General features: G+C 33.9%; 18 protein-coding genes. 13 read left to right on the plus strand and 5 right to left on the minus strand.

Annotation, left to right across the window (positions count from 1 at the left end; all coding sequences use genetic code 11):
• The 11 genes from dnaA to scpA all read left to right on the plus strand — a co-directional run bounded on the left by dnaA (position 1) and on the right by scpA (position 10,983).
• Positions 1–1,428, plus strand: coding sequence for a chromosomal replication initiator protein DnaA (dnaA, locus tag NLJ00_RS00005; RefSeq protein ID WP_011921525.1), 1,428 nt, complete (start codon positions 1–3; stop codon positions 1,426–1,428).
• Between the two features lie 9 nt (positions 1,429–1,437).
• Positions 1,438–1,905, plus strand: a complete 468-nt coding sequence (locus NLJ00_RS00010; RefSeq protein ID WP_256635836.1) for a low molecular weight protein-tyrosine-phosphatase — start codon at positions 1,438–1,440, stop codon at positions 1,903–1,905.
• Between the two features lie 75 nt (positions 1,906–1,980).
• Entirely contained in the window at positions 1,981–2,694 is a 714-nt protein-coding gene (locus tag NLJ00_RS00015) for an SAM-dependent methyltransferase (RefSeq protein ID WP_073484276.1), read from the plus strand.
• Positions 2,695–2,712: 18 nt separating this feature from the next.
• Entirely contained in the window at positions 2,713–3,183 is a 471-nt protein-coding gene (locus NLJ00_RS00020; RefSeq protein ID WP_082356481.1) for an energy transducer TonB, read from the plus strand.
• Between the two features lie 33 nt (positions 3,184–3,216).
• Positions 3,217–4,344: a methionine aminotransferase gene (locus NLJ00_RS00025; RefSeq protein WP_256635837.1), complete on the plus strand. Its 1,128-nt coding sequence runs from the start codon at positions 3,217–3,219 to the stop codon at positions 4,342–4,344.
• A 74-nt stretch (positions 4,345–4,418) separates the two neighbouring features.
• Positions 4,419–5,300, plus strand: coding sequence for an SDR family oxidoreductase (locus NLJ00_RS00030; RefSeq protein ID WP_253788571.1), 882 nt, complete (start codon positions 4,419–4,421; stop codon positions 5,298–5,300).
• A 249-nt stretch (positions 5,301–5,549) separates the two neighbouring features.
• The gene (gene udk / locus NLJ00_RS00035) at positions 5,550–6,158 is read left to right on the plus strand and encodes a uridine kinase (RefSeq protein WP_053474061.1); all 609 of its coding nucleotides are present in this window, start codon (positions 5,550–5,552) and stop codon (positions 6,156–6,158) included.
• A gap of 204 nt (positions 6,159–6,362) precedes the next feature.
• Positions 6,363–6,695: an FtsB family cell division protein gene (locus NLJ00_RS00040; RefSeq protein ID WP_053474062.1), complete on the plus strand. Its 333-nt coding sequence runs from the start codon at positions 6,363–6,365 to the stop codon at positions 6,693–6,695.
• A gap of 16 nt (positions 6,696–6,711) precedes the next feature.
• Positions 6,712–8,076 carry a methylmalonyl-CoA mutase subunit beta gene (locus NLJ00_RS00045; protein WP_256635838.1) on the plus strand — a complete coding sequence of 455 codons (1,365 nt, stop codon included), beginning with the start codon at positions 6,712–6,714 and terminating at the stop codon, positions 8,074–8,076.
• Positions 8,077–8,107: 31 nt separating this feature from the next.
• Entirely contained in the window at positions 8,108–8,857 is a 750-nt protein-coding gene (locus NLJ00_RS00050) for an energy transducer TonB (RefSeq protein WP_256635839.1), read from the plus strand.
• 2 nt (positions 8,858–8,859) lie between these two features.
• The gene (gene scpA, locus NLJ00_RS00055; RefSeq protein ID WP_256635840.1) at positions 8,860–10,983 is read left to right on the plus strand and encodes a methylmalonyl-CoA mutase; all 2,124 of its coding nucleotides are present in this window, start codon (positions 8,860–8,862) and stop codon (positions 10,981–10,983) included.
• A 49-nt stretch (positions 10,984–11,032) separates the two neighbouring features.
• Here the strand turns inward: scpA and NLJ00_RS00060 are convergent, their stop codons facing one another.
• The 5 genes from NLJ00_RS00060 to dapF form a co-directional block, all read right to left on the minus strand.
• Positions 11,033–11,677 carry a hypothetical protein gene (locus NLJ00_RS00060; RefSeq protein ID WP_053474066.1) on the minus strand — a complete coding sequence of 215 codons (645 nt, stop codon included), beginning with the start codon at positions 11,675–11,677 and terminating at the stop codon, positions 11,033–11,035.
• A 99-nt stretch (positions 11,678–11,776) separates the two neighbouring features.
• On the minus strand, positions 11,777–12,694 hold the full coding sequence (locus NLJ00_RS00065) for a DUF2279 domain-containing protein (RefSeq protein WP_256635841.1): 918 nt from the start codon (positions 12,692–12,694) through the stop codon (positions 11,777–11,779).
• A gap of 2 nt (positions 12,695–12,696) precedes the next feature.
• Complete coding sequence (gene mltG, locus NLJ00_RS00070) at positions 12,697–13,737, minus strand: endolytic transglycosylase MltG (protein ID WP_256635842.1); 1,041 nt, start codon at positions 13,735–13,737, stop codon at positions 12,697–12,699.
• Positions 13,738–13,747: 10 nt separating this feature from the next.
• Positions 13,748–14,281, minus strand: coding sequence for a GNAT family N-acetyltransferase (locus tag NLJ00_RS00075; protein WP_073484255.1), 534 nt, complete (start codon positions 14,279–14,281; stop codon positions 13,748–13,750).
• Positions 14,282–14,354: 73 nt separating this feature from the next.
• Positions 14,355–15,137, minus strand: a complete 783-nt coding sequence (dapF, locus tag NLJ00_RS00080; protein WP_256635843.1) for a diaminopimelate epimerase — start codon at positions 15,135–15,137, stop codon at positions 14,355–14,357.
• 171 nt (positions 15,138–15,308) lie between these two features.
• On the opposite strand from dapF, the gene NLJ00_RS00085 reads away from it, so the two are divergent.
• Positions 15,309–16,709, plus strand: a complete 1,401-nt coding sequence (locus NLJ00_RS00085) for a trypsin-like peptidase domain-containing protein (RefSeq protein ID WP_256635844.1) — start codon at positions 15,309–15,311, stop codon at positions 16,707–16,709.
• 210 nt (positions 16,710–16,919) lie between these two features.
• Positions 16,920–18,368, plus strand: coding sequence for a glyceraldehyde-3-phosphate dehydrogenase (locus NLJ00_RS00090; protein ID WP_256635845.1), 1,449 nt, complete (start codon positions 16,920–16,922; stop codon positions 18,366–18,368).
• The last annotated feature ends 25 nt before the right edge of the window (positions 18,369–18,393 follow it).

Raw genomic sequence — 18,393 nt, forward strand, 5'->3', positions numbered from 1 at the left:
ATGACTAAAACTGCTCAATCGGTATGGGAAAACTGTTTGTCTTTTATAAAGGACAATATTCAAGATCAGGCATACAAAACTTGGTTTGAACCAATCAAATCAGTTGAGCTAACCGACAACGCGTTATATATTCAAGTACCAAGTAAATTTTTCTACGAATGGCTCGAAGAGCATTACGTAAAATTATTGAAAGTTGCACTTACCAAAGAACTGGGAAAAAACGCAAAGTTACTCTATAAAATTAAAATGGAGAACACTTATGGAAATAAACAGCCGTTTACCGAGCAGCTGCCAAGTTCTAACAGAGTTCCTATGAAACCGCAAGAAGTTGACGCTCCGTTTAAAAACTTAAATCCTGAACTTAAGAATCCGTTTGTAATTCCTGGTATCAGAAATTTAAAAATTGAATCTCAGTTAAACCCTAATTACAGTTTTGATAATTTCCTTGAAGGAGATTCAAACCGTTTAGCCCGTTCTGCAGGTATGGCTGTTGCCAACAAACCTGGAGGAACTTCATTTAATCCGTTATTGATTTTTGGAGGAGTTGGTTTAGGAAAAACACACTTAGCGCATGCTATTGGTGTTGAAGTAAAAGACAAATATCCTGAAAAAACGGTTTTATATATTTCTGCCGAGATTTTCACACAACAATATATTGATTCGGTTAAAAAGAATAATCGTAACGATTTCATTCACTTTTATCAATTAATCGACGTTTTAATTATTGATGATGTTCAGTTTTTATCTGGAAAATCAGGAACTCAGGACGTATTTTTCCACATTTTTAACTATTTGCATCAAAACGGAAAACAGGTAATTTTAACTTCTGATAAAGCTCCTGTAGATATGCAGGATATTGAACAGCGTTTATTATCTCGTTTCAAATGGGGATTGTCTGCAGAATTGCACCAGCCTGATTATGAAACCCGTATCTCGATCTTAAAAAACATTTTATATCGCGATGGTGTTGATATGCCGGAAGACATTTTAGAGTATGTTGCACGGAATATCAAGTCTAACGTAAGAGAATTAGAAGGTGCAATTATTTCGTTAATTGCTCAGTCTTCTTTCAATAAAAAAGAAGTTACGATTGAATTAGCGAAAAGTGTAGTTGAGAAATTTGTTAAAAACGTAAAGAGAGAAATCTCTATTGATTATATCCAAAAAATTGTGTCTGATTATTTTCAGCTGGATATTGAAACTCTTCAATCTAAAACCAGAAAAAGACACGTTGTTCAGGCAAGACAATTGGCTATGTTTTTTGCAAAGAAATTTACAAAAGCTTCTTTGGCAAACATTGGTTCACAAATTGGAGACCGCGATCACGCTACCGTTTTACATGCTTGTAAAACCGTTGATAATTTAGTTTCTACAGACAAGCAGTTCAAAAAATTTGTCGAAGACATCAACAAAAAACTAACGCTATAAACGCGAATCATGCCAGTAAAAGTTTTAATGGTTTGTTTAGGAAATATTTGCAGATCTCCTTTAGCAGAAGGAATTTTAGCATCAAAATTACCTAAAGATAAATTTATTGTTGATTCTGCCGGAACAGGATCATGGCATATTGGTCACGCTCCAGACAAACGTTCGATTGCTGTTGCCCAAAAAAACGGTTTATGCATTGACGGTCAAAAAGGAAGACAATTTAAAACTTCAGATTTTGACGAATTCGATTACATCTACGTTATGGACAGTTCTAATTTGCGTGACGTACTTCATCTTGCTAAAACTCCTGAACATAAAAACAAAGTTCGTCTTATTTTGAACGAATTATTTCCAGACGAAAATGTAGATGTTCCGGATCCTTATTACGGAGCAGTTAACGGATTTGACAATGTATATCAAATGCTCGACGAAGTCTCTGAAATTATTGCACAAAAACTTATCGAAAAATATTCATAGCTAATTTGTATTTCAATTATACCTTAATATATAATTGAAATACATTTTTTGTTTTAATTTATAAAATATCTCAAAATGAAACTCCTAGGAAAACTATATTTAATTCCAACCACAATGGGCGAAAGCGATCCGATGGATGTTTTACCACAAACCGTAAGAAGAGCAATAGAACTTATTGACCACTATATTGTTGAGAATGATAAAACAGCCAGAAAATCTATAAAAGCAGTTTATCCTGAAAAAAAACAATCGGAATTGGTACTTTTTACCCTAAATAAAAGAACAGAACCAAGCGAACATTTAGATTTTATAAAACCTTTGTTAGAAGGAAAAAACATGGGATTAATGAGCGAAGCCGGATGTCCGGGCGTTGCTGATCCCGGTGCTGTCATTGTAAAACTGGCACATGAAAAAGGAATTCAGGTTGTGCCTTTAGTCGGCCCTTCTTCTATCCTATTGGCTATGATGGCTTCTGGAATGAACGGTCAGAGTTTTACTTTCAATGGTTATTTACCTATTGACAAAGACGAGAAAAAATCAGCATTGAGACATTTTGAGAAATTATCTCAGGATAAAAACCAATCGCAGATTTTTATTGAAACTCCTTACAGAAACAATAAATTGGTTGAAGATATTCTGCAAATTGTAAATCCATCTACACATTTATGTATTGCAACAGATATTACACTGCCTACAGAATTCATTAAAACGATGAAAATTTCGGATTGGAAAAAATTAAAAGTAGATTTACATAATCGACCGACGATTTTTATTATTCATAAAATGTAAACTCACTTTAAAACCATCATGATGAAAAAGTTTCTTCTTTTAATTTTAATTTGTTTTGTACAAAATACATTTGCTCAAACTCCAAAAACAAAAACTGACGATATTCTCACAATTGACGAACCTACTGATAAAGCTTACCCAGAAGGCGACGTTCCTAATGATGATTATAGTGTTTATAATACTGCTGGAATAGATATCAAACCTGATTTCCCAGGAGGAATGATTGAATTTAATAAATTTGTTGAGAAGAATTTTAAAATTCCTGCAAGTAATCCAGAATTAAAAGGAAAAGTTTATGTCACTTTTGTCATAGAAAAAGATGGTTCTTTAAGCGATATTAGAATATTGAGAGATATTGGCTTCGAAACAGGAAGGGAAGCAATTCGTGTTTTAAAAATGTCTCCTAAATGGAGTCCTGGAAAACAAAACAATAAAAACGTTAGAGTTCTTTATTCTGCACCAATGTATGTAAATAGTTCTCCAAAATAATTACTCCAAGTTTTCCCCAAATCAAACTTTATCATGAGTAAACTCCCAAACGTAACCACAAGCATCTTCACGGTAATGTCAAAAATGGCAGCCGAATACAATGCGATAAATCTTTCGCAGGGATTTCCAAATTTTCCTGTTGATGAAAGATTAACGGATATTGTTGCGCGATTAGCAAAGGAAAATGTACATCAATATACGCCAATGGCAGGTTATCCTCCATTGATGAATAAAATTGCAACATTAACTCAGAGTTCTTATAACAGAACAATCAATCCTGATTTAGAACTTTTAGTTACGGCTGGCGCAACGCAGGGAATTTTTACTTCGATTTTAGCTTTGGTAAAAGAAAACGACGAAGTAATTATTCTCGATCCAAGTTATGATTCTTACGAATCTCCGGTTTTACTTTGCAAAGCAAAACCAGTTCGTGTGGCTCTAAACGACGATTACACGCCCAATTGGGAAACAATCGAAAAAGCCTGTTCGGATAAAAGCCGAATGATTATCATCAACAATCCGCATAATCCAACAGGAAAAATATTGAATGAAGCCGATTTTCTTCAGCTTGAAAAAATACTTTCAAAATATCCTAATATCATTGTTTTATCTGATGAAGTTTATGAATACATCACTTTTGAAGAAAAACATATTTCGGCACATACCAAAAACTTTCTTTTAGATCGTTGTATTATGGTTTCATCTTTCGGGAAATCATTTCATATTACTGGCTGGAAAATTGGCTATACCATTGCTCCCGAATATTTAATGAAGGAAATTAAAAAAGTACATCAGTTCTTGGTTTTCAGTGTCAACAGTATTTCACAATTTGCCATAAGTGAATATTTAGATGTTGTTGATGTTAATTTACTTGGGAAATTCTATCAGGAAAAAAGAGATTACTTTCAAAAACTTCTCAAAAACAGCAAATTTCAATTAAAACCATGCGAAGGAACTTATTTTCAGGTTGCTTCTTATGCTAATATTTCAGATGAAGATGATGTTACATTCTGCAAAAATCTAATCATCAATCATGGCGTTGCTGCGATTCCTATTTCAACTTTTTACTCCGATCATAAAGATCAAAAATTAATACGTTTTTGCTTTGCCAAAGACGATTTTACTTTAGAATCTGCCGCGAAAAAACTATGTGATATATAAAGTTTATCAAAATTTTATAACAATATTATGCGTGCATCCTATTTTTTTAATTAATATTGTAAAAAAAGAAAAGTATGAGCTATACAGATAAAATGTTACGTGACGACGCTTTAAAGGGAAAAGTCATTGTAGTTACAGGCGGCGGAAGCGGTTTAGGAAAAGCAATGACCAAATATTTTCTTGAATTAGGCGCACAAGTTGCCATAACTTCAAGAGATTTAGAAAAGCTGAAAACTACTGCGGCAGAGCTTGAAAGTGAAACTGGCGGAAAATGTTTACCGCTTCAATGTGACGTTCGTCATTATGAAGAAGTAGAAAACATGCTTCAGGAAACTTTAAAAGCTTTTGGAAAAGTAGATGTTCTTTTGAACAACGCAGCCGGAAATTTTATTTCTCCAACAGAACGTTTATCTGCAAATGCATTTGATACTGTTATAGATATCGTACTTAAAGGTTCTAAAAACTGTACGCTGGCTTTTGGAAAACACTGGATTGATACTAAACAAACATCGGCAACGATTTTAAATATTGTTACTACTTATGCCTGGACAGGATCTGCTTATGTGGTGCCAAGTGCGACTGCAAAAGCTGGAGTTTTAGCCATGACAAGAAGTCTTGCTGTAGAATGGGCAAAATACGGAATTCGTTCTAATGCGATTGCTCCGGGACCATTCCCTACTAAAGGGGCTTGGGACAGATTATTACCGGGAGATCTTTCTGAAAAGTTCGATATGGCAAAAAAAGTGCCGTTGAAACGTGTGGGAGATCATCAGGAATTAGCCAATTTAGCAGCTTATTTAGTGTCTGATTTTTCAGCTTATGTAAATGGTGATGTCATTACGATTGACGGCGGCGAATGGTTAAAAGGTGCCGGACAATTCAATTTATTAGAAGCAATTCCAGAAGAACTTTGGGATCAGCTTGAAATGATGATTAAAGCAAAGAAGAACAAATAATTACAAGTGCTTACTAAATTCAGAATATTTTATTAAAACTATACTGATTGCACCAAATCCCGAAGGTTTACTTTCGGGATTTTTTATTTTTTCACCATATAAGTGATATAAGTTCAATTAAGCAGTGGTTTGTTTAAACATCTGCTAGCTTAAATTTACTTACATTACTTATATGGTTAAATTACATTATATGTTTAGCAATTCAGTTTAATTATTATTTTTGCCAAACAAATATCAAACAAAAATTTTATGCTCATTATTGGAATTGCAGGAGGAACAGGAAGTGGAAAAACAACGGTAGTACACCAAATCATGAACGAATTACCAGACACTGAAGTGGGTGTAATTTCTCAGGATTCGTACTATAAACAAACCGATAATTTATCATTTGACGAAAGAGCATTAATTAATTTTGATCATCCGCGTGCAATCGATTTTGAATTATTGGTAAGACATCTTAAAGCTTTAAAAGCGGGAGAAACTATCGATCAGCCGGTTTATTCTTTTATTCAGCATAACAGAACTGATGATACGGTTTCAACTCATCCAAGAAAAGTAATGATTGTTGAAGGTATTTTAATTTTGACAAATCCGGAATTGCGTGAACTTTTTGATATCAAAATTTTCGTTCATGCAGATTCAGATGAAAGATTAATTCGTCGTTTAAAAAGAGATATTTCAGAACGCGGACGTGATATCGACGAGGTTTTAAACCGTTATCAAAACACGTTAAAACCTATGCATGAGCAATTTATCGAGCCTTCAAAAGCATTTGCAGATATTATTATCCCAAATGATAAATACAATACGGTAGCAATTGATGTAGTTCGCGCTGTAATTAATCAGAGAATTTCATAATTTTTATCGTAAATTTAAACCATAATAATTAGGAGCTGATCCCGCTATACGTTTCAAACGAAGTTCACTGAACTCCGATTGAAATAAAAATTAAGTGAAGTAATCTTTTGTGTCTCGTTAAAGAAACGAGACACAAAAGGATTTTCACTTCTATCGGGGCTAAAAAGACCAATCAAATTCAAAAGAAATAACAGGTTTATAAAAATGAAAATAAAAAATCCATATAAAGACAAAAAGTGGTTCAAATATCTAGGCAATAAATACGTCTGGGTTTTGCTGTTTTTTGTAATCTGGATGTTGTTTTTAGACAATTACTCCTATTTTGATCATCGCTTTTTAGACGGACAGATCAATGAATTACAAGACAATAAAAAATATTATCAGGAAGAAATAAAGAAAGATCAGGAACAGATCAAACAACTTAAAAATCCTGAACAAATAGAAAAATATGCTCGCGAAAAGTACTTTATGAAAAAAGACAGCGAAGATATTTACATCATCCAGTTTGAAGGAGATACCATTCAAGATAAAGAATAAACACAAAAAATACTAAATGGCCACTAACCTATTCGACGATTTTAATCCGATTTCATCCAAACAATGGAAACAAAAAATTCAGTTTGAATTAGATGGAGCCGATTATAACCAAACCGTAATTTGGAGTTCTCCAGAAGATATTCAGGTAAAACCTTTTTATCACAGCGACGAATTTACCAAAAGTGCTGCTGTTCACACTCAGGCTTCAGAATTTAAAATCTGTCAAAACATATTTGTTCATGATGTTGAAAAATCTATCAGCAGAGCAATAAATACGATTGAAAGAGGTGCCGAAAGTTTACGTTTTACGATCCAGAACGAAAATACCGACATTCAAAAATTATTAGAAAATCTTCCTTTAGAAAATAGAACTGTTTATTTTCATTTGAGTTTTCTCTCAATCGATTTCGTAAAAAAACTGGACGCTATTTCTACGCAAAAAAGCGCAACTTTTTATTGCAATCTTGATCCAATTGGACAATTAGCACGCGACGGAAACTGGTTTACAACATCGGATAAAAATAATTTTGAAACGCTTGAAAAAATTTCAAACCAAACCAAACTTCCATTTCTTAGTGTAGATTTAGGTTTGTATCAAAATTCAGGAGCTAATATCACCCAGCAAATTGCCTACAGTTTAGCACATGCTAATGAATATTTAAACCGTTTCTCAACTTCAACAAAACCAATCGTTTTTGAAATAGCTGTTGGAACTAATTACTTTTTTGAAATTGCAAAACTTCGTGCTTTACGAATGCTTTTCAAATTAATTGCTGCAGAATACAATCCTGATTTAGATTGTCATTTTTTAGTTACGCCAACCAAACGAAATAAAACTATTTACGATTATAATGTCAATATGCTTCGTACCACAACCGAATGTATGTCTGCAATTTTAGGCGGAGCCGATGCTGTTGCGAATTTACCTTACGATGCTTTATATCACAAGGACAACGAATTTGGAGATAGAATTGCACGAAATCAGCTTTTAGTTTTAAAACACGAAAGTTATTTTGACAAAGTCGATAATCCTGCCGATGGAAGTTATTACATTGAAAGTTTAACGATGCAATTGGCAGAAAAAAGTTTAAACTTATTTAAAGATATTGAAGCTGACGGAGGTTTCCTTAAACTTTTAAACGACGGAACGATAAAAAAGAAAATTCAGGAAAGTGCCGCTAAAGAACAGGAATTATTCGATTCTAAAAAAGAAGTTTTATTAGGCACTAATAAATATCCAAACAAAGAAGACAGAATGAAACATGATTTAGAATTGTTTCCTTTTGTAAAAATCAAACCGAGAAAAACATTAATTACACCAATTATAGAGAAGAGATTAGCTGAAAAATTGGAACAAGAGCGTTTAGAATCTGAAGAATGATATGAAAAAAATTGCCATACTTATTTTGCTTGTGAGCTCACAAGTAATGCTTGCCCAAGCTAAAATTTACACTGAGGAAGAAGTTGATAACAATCCGGTTTTCCCAGGCGGATGGAACGAATGGGTTGATTTTGTTCAAAAAAACATGCAATGGGCACCAGAAAAAAAAGGAGCCCAACACATTCAAGTAGAGTTTACGGTACAAAAAAATGGTGCAATTACCGATATTAAGATAATTAATCCAAAACCAACTGTAAACGAAAAAGAGGCATTACGTGTTATGGCATTAAGCCCGAAATGGTCTCCGGCAACCTTGGCAGGAAAAACTGTTCCGTGTCGTCTGAAGAGAGGCATGTACAATCCTTGGGCTGATGAAGAAGGTGGTATAAGTGCGCTTACTGTAGATGAACCAAGTCCTACGACTACAATAATCCCTGACGATGACAATTTGATTTACAATACGGCTGGTATAGAAGTAAAACCTAACTTCCCGGGAGGATTGGAAAAATTCTATCAGTTTTTCAACAACAACTTCCAAATACCTGATGAAGAAGGTTTAAAAGGAAAGATTTACGCAACTTTCGTCGTAGAGAAAGATGGCACCTTATCGGAAATAAAGATTCTTCGTGACATTGGGTACGGAACAGGCAAGGAATGTATTCGTGTGCTTAAGCTCTCACCTAAATGGATTCCAGGAAAACAAAATGGAAAAATAGTACGGGTACTGTATTCAATGCCATTTCCAATATCTGAAATTAAACCTGAGCCTGTAAAAAAATAATTATGTCGAGAAAGAACATTCAACATATTAAGATAGATAAGCCAGAAAAAAGAGAAAATAAGCAAGAAACTAATAGCTTCCTTACTGCTGAAGGAATTGCTATAAAACAATCATATTCTGAAAAAGATATAGAGGATTTAGAGTTTCTGGATTTCGGAGCTGGCTTTACACCCAATTTACGCGGACCTTACGCTACAATGTATGTTCGTCGTCCGTGGACGATTCGTCAGTACGCTGGATTTTCGACTGCAGAAGAAAGTAATGCTTTTTACAGACGAAATCTTGCTGCAGGTCAAAAAGGACTTTCAATAGCTTTTGATTTACCAACGCATCGCGGTTACGACTCAGATCATGAAAGAGTTGTTGGCGATGTAGGGAAAGCGGGAGTAGCGATCGATTCTGTTGAAGATATGAAAGTATTGTTTGATCAGATTCCGCTTGATGAAATGTCAGTATCCATGACCATGAACGGTGCCGTTTTACCCATTATGGCATTTTATATTGTGGCAGCCGAAGAGCAAGGTGTTGAATTAAACAAACTTTCGGGAACTATCCAGAATGATATTTTGAAGGAATTCATGGTGCGTAATACTTATATTTATCCGCCAACCCCGTCAATGAAAATCATTGCCGATATATTTGAATTTACGAGCAAAAAAATGCCGAAGTTCAATTCTATCTCTATTTCAGGATATCATATGCAGGAAGCCGGAGCAACGGCTGATATTGAATTGGCTTATACTTTAGCAGATGGTTTAGAATATATTCGAACTGGATTATCGACTGGAATGACAATTGATGAATTTGCTCCACGCCTTTCTTTCTTTTGGGCAATTGGAATGAATCATTTTATGGAAATTGCAAAAATGAGAGCCGGCCGAATGATTTGGGCAAAACTATTACAGCAGTTTAATCCGAAAAGTGATAAATCATTAGCCTTAAGAACGCATTGCCAAACCAGCGGCTGGAGTTTAACAGAACAAGATCCGTTTAATAATGTAGCCCGAACTTGTATTGAAGCTACTGCAGCAGCATTTGGCGGAACACAGTCTTTGCACACCAACGCACTCGATGAAGCAATTGCTTTGCCAACTGACTTTTCGGCGAGAATTGCACGAAATACACAGATTTATTTACAGGAAGAAACCAAAATTACCAAAACAGTTGATCCATGGGGCGGTAGTTATTATGTAGAATCTTTGACCAATGAAATTTTAGAAAGTACCTGGAAATTAATTGAAGAGGTTGAAGAATTGGGAGGCATGACAAAAGCAATTGAAGCCGGAATTCCGAAACTTCGAATTGAAGAAGCAGCAGCAAGAAAGCAAGCGCGAATTGACAGCGGGCAGGATATTATTGTTGGTGTAAATAAATTTAGATTAGAGAAAGAAGATCCGCTGCATATTTTAGATGTTGATAACCAAATGGTTCGTAAACAGCAAATAGAGCAGCTTGAAAATATTAAAGCAAAAAGAGATACTGAAAAAGTAAATCAATCACTGGAAAAATTAATTCATTGTGCTAAAACCGGAGAAGGAAACTTGTTAGAAATCGCTGTTGAAGCTGCCAGAAACAGAGCAACATTAGGCGAAATAAGTGATGCTCTTGAAACTATTTTCGGAAGGTTTAAAGCGCAAATTAAATCATTTAGCGGTGTGTATAGTGCAGCAATAAAAAATGACGAGAATTTTGAAAAAGCAAAACAGTTAGCAGATGCTTTTGCAAAACAAGAAGGAAGACGCCCAAGAATTATGATTGCAAAAATGGGGCAAGACGGTCATGATCGCGGTGCAAAAGTTGTAGCAACCGGTTATGCCGATGTAGGTTTTGATGTTGATATAGGCCCATTATTTCAAACTCCGGCCGAAGCGGCAAAACAAGCTGTAGAAAATGATGTTCATATTTTAGGCGTTTCATCACTTGCTGCGGGACATAAAACATTGGTTCCTCAAGTTATTGAAGAACTTAAAAAACATGATCGCGAAGATATTATGGTAATAGTTGGCGGCGTAATTCCTGCACAGGACTATCAATTTTTATTTGATGCAGGCGCTGCAGCTGTGTTTGGGCCGGGAACTAAAATAAGTGAAGCGGCTATTAAAATTTTAGAAATCTTAATTGACTAAAATATTCAAAAAAAAATCCCGAATTATCATTCGGGATTTTTTTTAGTTTTTAATCGTTTATTGTCGCATTACTGTCTGCTTCAATAAAAGAAAGGTCATAGCCGGCAAAATCTCGCATATAACTTTTTAAAGAAGTTCCGAAAGCATCTCTAAAATGCCTGTTTCCCCCATGTTTAAAAAAGTTTTTTACTGATCCTGCACCTCCTAGATGTGCAGCTGCTAAAATACCAGATTCAGTAATTTCAACACCATTAATAACTTTTCCTTCGTACTTTTCGATTTCATTACGCAAAATCCATTTGTTTTTGGATAATAACGCAACAAAAGCTTTTTCTTGTAATGCCGGATCTGTTAAGAAGTCTTTTTCATTTCTGACTCCAATGGCGCGTAATGCTTTTGAACCAAATTGATATTTTCCCATGTAACCCAGTGAATTTACCATTCGGTATTTTCCCTGTGATTCTTTGAAAGCTACTGCTTCTTTAAAACCGATAAGATGATTTCCAGTGTATGGGACGTTTAGATTTACTTTAGGATAATCATCCTTTTCTAAAGATGGAAAAATGTATTCTGATCCATCTGTTTTTTCTGTTAGAAACCACGGTTTGGTTTCGACACTAAAGGGTTTAAAACCCAAACTTAAAAATGTAATAATAACGATTAAACTCGCATAAAAATACCACTTCTTTATCATAAATTGTTTTTCTTCAAAACGCTGTCACCTTTTTGAAATTTCTACGGTGCAAAGGTAATGAAAAACAAAAAAATCTGATATTCAGTAGTTTAACCGAAATTAAAAATAGAGTGCATGTGCTTTGAAGCCTTTATTGGCGGAGTATTCGAGAGTTGGCGCCGGAATTTTTATCGTATTAAAAACAGAAAAAATAGTTTTCAAAAAATGCGATTTTGTGTCAATTTTAGCTAAATTCACATCAAATGAAAGAAAAAACTGACGATATCTTTCTGGATTTTCGACCGAAATTGGAATATCGTTCTGAACATTTCCGGAAATCATTCCTTCGGCTCCATATCCAAAAGCAACATTCAGCCACTTCGGAATTTTGCTCTCTTTTACAAAAGAATAAACATTGACAGAAAGCCAATAAGTTTGTCCGTTATAATCTTTTAAAATCTGCTCATTTAATGATTTCCCTAAAAGATTTGGGCGCATACTCGCATATTGCGTGGTATGAAACGAAAATTTTGGAGTGATACGCTGTTCTTTCCACAATAATTCCTGAGAAACATATAAACCTGTTCCGGTAGCATTCGCAATAATATCACCCGGAGAAGCTCCCCATTGTGATGAATATCCGTCTAAAACTTCAACCGTAGTTAAGAAAGCAAAACCTAAACCTGCACCGTAAATTAATTGCTTTTTTTGATCTGCACCGCTCCAGTTCAGCATTTCGGCACCAAATCTTCCTAAATGATAAGCAGAATACATATGTCCTACTTTATCCATTTGAAGCCATTCGTTGTTATCATTTATAAAATGAAACTTTGATCTTGGATAATCGGCATACCAAATTTGATTTAAACCCAGTAAAGTAGCCGAAGCCAAAGCAGTCTCAGTTACTATTACTGTGTTTTGTCTTTTTTTATTTAAGGTATCCGATGGAGTTAAAAAGCTTTCAATCTTACTTTGAGAAAAAGATTGAAAGCTTAGTATAAATAAAACCGATAATAAAAGGTATTCTTTTAAATTCAAAACTATCTTGTTACGCCTTGACTAGCAATCCAGTCTGAATATTTTTTTGCATTTTTTGTGTGCTCTGCATAATTTGAAGCAAATTCATGGTACCCAAAACGATCAACGCTTGCACAAAAATATATGTAATCGTTTTTCTCTGGATTTAAAACTGCTTCAAGTGCTGTAATATCTGCCATAGCAATTGGTCCCGGAGGAAGGCCGATATTAACGTAAGTATTGTATGGAGACTTCATAACCAAATCATTATAAAAAACTCGTTTTATAACCTGATCAAAATTATTGTCTCTTAATTTTAAAGCATAAATTACAGTTGGATCTGCCTGTAAGGGCATTTCTAAACGTAAACGGTTTAAGTAAACACCTGCAATACGAGGTCTTTCGTCTTTTTTAACTGATTCTTTGTGAACAATAGAAGCCAAAATAGAAACCTGAACCGGAGTTAGACCTTGTTTTTTTGCTTCTTCAATTCTTTTATCTGTCCAAAAATTATGATATTCCTTGATCATTTTATCACGGAATTTTTCTGCAGATGTGTTCCAATATACTTCATATGTATTTGGAATAAACATAGCGAAAACATTTTCTTCATTAAATCCGTTTTCTGCTAAAAATTCGGGATCTTTAAAAGCTTTCATTAAAGATAAACTGTCTGCTTCGATTTCAGAACCAACTCTTCCTGCAAAATTTTCCAGGCGTTCCTGATTGTTAAAAGCTAATTTAACCGGAACATTTGAACGCATTGCACGAACTAAGTCAATGTTATTCATATCTTTTTTCAAAAGAAAACGTCCTGATTTTACATTTTCAGGATAACTTCTTTTACTGGCAACCAGTTCAAAATTGTCAAAGTTTTTGATATATGGTTCTAATATTTTTTTTACATCGGTATAATTTGCCCCGGTTGGAACATAAACGTAAACTTCTTTTTCTTCAAATTTTGTATTGGCACTAAAAATTTGGCTGATTAAAATAAAACCGTAAATCAGTAAAACAGAAATTACGGCTACAGCAGCTAGTGTGATTATTTTTTTTAATTTCAAAGCTATTAGTTTAAATGTTTTTATTGATTAACTGAAAGATTGCTTCGTCTTGATAGTGGTTATTTAGCAAAATCCAGTCTTTTTTAATTCCTATTTTCTCAAAACCAAATTTAGTAAAAAGAGCTATACTTGCTTCATTATTTGTACTAATATTTGCATAAAGCTGATGCAGATTTAAATTAAAAAAAGAATATTTAATTAGAAGTTCTAATGCCTCAGAACCAATATTTTGTCTTCTGTTTTTATTTTTTTGAATGACAATACCAACTCCTGCCCTGTTATTCCTTGGATCAAATTCAAATAAATCGATCAATCCAATCGCCGGAAAATCTTCGTCCTGACAAATTGCCAAGCGTAATTGTTTGGCTTCATAAATATCCTGTTGTGCATTTTCAAGATATTGACGAATCAAAAACCGACTATATGGCGTATTGGTATTGCTGACTTCCCAAATGCTTTGATCATTTTCCATCGAATGCACAAACCCTAAATCTTCAGGTTCTAGTGCACGCAGATAAATGGTTTCGCCTTTGAGTGTGATCATTTTGCAATTTTAGATTTTAGATTGTTGATTTTAGATTGTCAATCTTGGAATTTGGATTTTAGAATTTGGAATTTTATATTTCTATAGTTCCTTTGAAAACAAATTTCGCTGGGCCGGTTAGGAAAACATTGGTAAAATGATCTCCTAATTTATCGAAAGAAACAACTAATTTTCCTCCTTCAACATTTAAGTTGATTGAAGTTTTATCTGTTTGTCCAATTGCATTCATGGCGATTGCTACGGCTGTTGCTCCGGTTCCGCAGGCTAAAGTTTCGTCTTCAACTCCTCTTTCATAAGTACGAAGAGAGAAAGTATCATCATCTACTTTTTTCACAAAATTAACGTTGCTTCCTTTTTCTCCGTATAAATCTCCGTAACGAATCGCTGCTCCGTTTTCTTTTACATTATAATGTTCTAAATCGTCAACAATTTGTACGTGATGTGGTGATCCTGTATCTAAAAAAGTATAAGAGTCATTTTTTTGCACTTTATCAACATCAATCATTTGAAGTGAAACAATCGCATCATCTCCTACTGATGCATGGTGTAAACCATCTGTAGCAATAAAAGTAGTTTTATCGTCGATAACTCCCAATTGATTTGCAAAAGCTACCAAACAGCGTCCGCCATTTCCACACATTGAACTTTGGTTTCCGTCTGAATTATAGTAAACCATTCTAAAGTCAGTTTCAGAGTCATTTTCTAACAAAATTAATCCGTCAGCTCCAATTCCGAAACGTCTGTCGCACAAGCGTTCAATCAACTTTACATCTTCTTTTGGAAAGAAATTAGATCTGTTGTCGATCATTACAAAATCGTTGCCTGTACCTTGATATTTATAAAATTCTACTTCCATTTTTTATTCATTAAGAAATACAAAAGTACGAAGAATCTATGAAGATTAATTAATGAAATGTTAATCAATGTTAAAGAGAGTTAAACCATTTTTTCAAATAATTTTTTGGCATAATTTTACGTTATAAATGTTAAAAACAAATCCCTAAATAACTCAAAACATAAATGCAATATGAAAAGATTTTCAACCTTATTTCTAGTTTCACTACTAAGCGGTGCTACTACACTTGGTGCTTATAAGTTATTATTTGACGGCAGTGATTCTTTTTTTGGAAAAGGAAACTCTGTTGTTACCTTGGCTCCTAATTTATACGGAAGAACCGTTGGATTACCTGGTGAAGCAGTTGATTTTACAGAAGCTGCAGATAAAACAATTCACACTGTTGTTCACGTAAAAAATGTTTCGAGAAGAACTGTCAGTAATCCTATGATGGAATTTTTCTACGGTTATGGCGGACAACAGCAGCAAGAGCAAGTAGGAACCGGATCTGGTGTTATTATTTCTGAAGATGGATATATCGTAACAAACAATCACGTTATTAAAGATGCATCTGAAATTGAAATCACTTTGAACAATAAAAAATCGTACAAAGCAAAATTAGTTGGTACAGATTCTAAAATGGACATTGCCTTATTAAAAATAAGTGCTGATGAAAAATTACCTTATACTGCTTTTGCAAACTCTGATTCTGTAAAAATTGGAGAATGGGTTTTGGCAGTGGGAAATCCGTATAATTTAACTTCAACAGTTACTGCCGGAATTGTTTCGGCGAAAGCCAGAAATTTAGACCAAAGCGGTATTCAATCTTTCATTCAAACTGATGCAGCTGTAAATCCAGGAAATTCTGGAGGTGCATTAGTAAATACAAGAGGTGAATTAATTGGAATTAATACAATGATTTCGTCTATGACAGGATCATATGTTGGATATTCTTTTGCAGTTCCGTCAAATATCGCTCGAAAAATTATTGAGGATATTATGGAATATGGAAATGTTCAAAGAGGAATCCTGGGTGTTGAAGGCGGTGAATTAAACAGTACAGCTTCAAAAGAATTAGGAATTACTGAAACACAAGGTTTCTACATTAATAAAGTTTCTAAAAATTCTGGTGCCGAAAAAGCAGGTCTTACTAAAGGTGATATTATTGTAAAACTGGACGAGCAAAACATTGCAACTTTTGCTGATCTTTCAGGTTACATCAATACAAAACGCCCAAATGACGTTGTAAAAGTAACTTATATTAAAGATGGAAAAACGAAAACTGTTCCAGTTACTTTAAGTAAAAATGAATTTTTCAGCACTGAATTTAAAGGAATTGAATTAGAAAATATTGATGCTGCCGATAAAAAGAAATTCAAAATTGATTATGGTGTAAAAATCAAAAACATCACCAATGAGAATTTAATGCAGTATCAAAATGAATTACAGGGAAACATTATTTTGAGCATCGATAACGTAAAAGCAACAAATGTTGAAACTGTTTCTAAACTTTTAAATAAAAAAGATGAAGGACAAAGTGTACGCATCGAAATGATCAATAAAAACGGTGAAATATTTAGAATTATTATTTAGTCTCAGTTTACAGTCACAGTATTCAGTTCTTGGAAACTGTAAACTGTGACTGCGACTGAAAACTTTAAAAAAGCCATCTTAAGAAATTAAGGTGGCTTTTTTTGTTTTGAAAAATAAATGCTAAAATAGTTTACGAAATCGATTGAAATGGATACTTTTGCGCCAAATTATAAAATAAGTGAGTGTTTTATTATTTCAATTTAATCAATTATGAGCAAAAATTCTTTGTACCAAAAAGAGGTATCATTACAAGTCGACCGCAGAAGAGCTGGTGTCGAATTAATTAAAGTGATCAGTGATTTATGGTATGACAAATCCATAGAAATGGTTTTATTTAAAAATCAATTACTGGATAAAAATGTCAGCGATATTATCAATCTTCATCAATATGCGGGTGAATTTGTGGGTAAACCTATCACCATTTTCGATTCAGTCGAAATCGCAAAAGTTGTTTTGTCTTTAGATCTTCCGCCTGCGAAAATAGATCTTGGAAAATTAACTTACGAGTATCATTTAGAAGATGAGAAATATCCGGACGCGAGGTATTTTGTTATCGAAAAATTGAAAAAATCAAAAACTTCACAAGAAATTCAGCCTAAAGATGTTGTTCTTTATGGTTTTGGAAGAATCGGGCGTTTATTGGCCAGAGAATTAATGTCTAAAACCGGAAAAGGAAATCAATTGCGTTTGAGAGCGATTGTAACCCGAGATAAAAATGATGCTGTAACTTTAGAGAAACGTGCTTCTTTATTGCGTTACGATTCTATTCACGGGGATTTTCAAGGTTCTGTAATTGCAGATGCCAAAAACAATGCATTAATAATTAATGGAACTACGGTTCATATTATTTCAGCAAATTCTCCAGAAGAAATTGATTATACCGAATATGAAATTAATGATGCTTTAGTAATCGATAATACAGGAGCATTTACAACTGAAGAAGCTTTAAAAAGACATTTAACCTCAAATGGGGTTCATAAAGTTTTATTGACTGCTCCGGGAAAAGGTGTTCCAAATATTGTTCACGGAGTTAACCATAATGATTATAATCCAGATGAAAATAATATTTTCTCTGCGGCATCCTGCACAACAAATGCCATTACGCCAGTTTTAAAAGTTATTGAAGATACTTTGGGTGTTGTAAAAGGGCATTTAGAAACTATTCATTCTTATACCAACGATCAAAATTTGGTTGATAATATGCATAGAAAATACCGTCGCGGAAGAGCTGCTGCTTTAAATATGGTGATTACTGAAACTGGTGCGGGAAGTGCTGTTTCAAAAGCTTTACCATCTTTAGAAGGAAAATTAACTTCAAATGCTATTCGGGTTCCTGTTCCTAATGGTTCTTTAGTGGTTTTAAATTTAGAAGTTAAAAAAGCAACATCAATTACTGCTATCAATAAAATCATGAAAAAATATGCTCTTGAAGGAGAACTGGTAGAGCAAATTAAATATTCACTGAACAATGAATTGGTTTCATCTGATATTGTGGGAACTTCTGCTCCTTCAATCTATGACAGTAATGCCACTATTGTTTCGAAGGATGGGAAAAACATTGTACTCTACATTTGGTACGATAATGAATACGGTTATAGTCATCAAGTTATTCGTCTTGCAAAATATATTGCCAAGGTAAGACGTTATACTTATTATTAATTCAATCTAACTACTTACTTAAACC

This window comes from Flavobacterium panici, from assembly GCF_024499525.1.
Classification (GTDB): Bacteria; Bacteroidota; Bacteroidia; order Flavobacteriales; family Flavobacteriaceae; genus Flavobacterium; species Flavobacterium panici.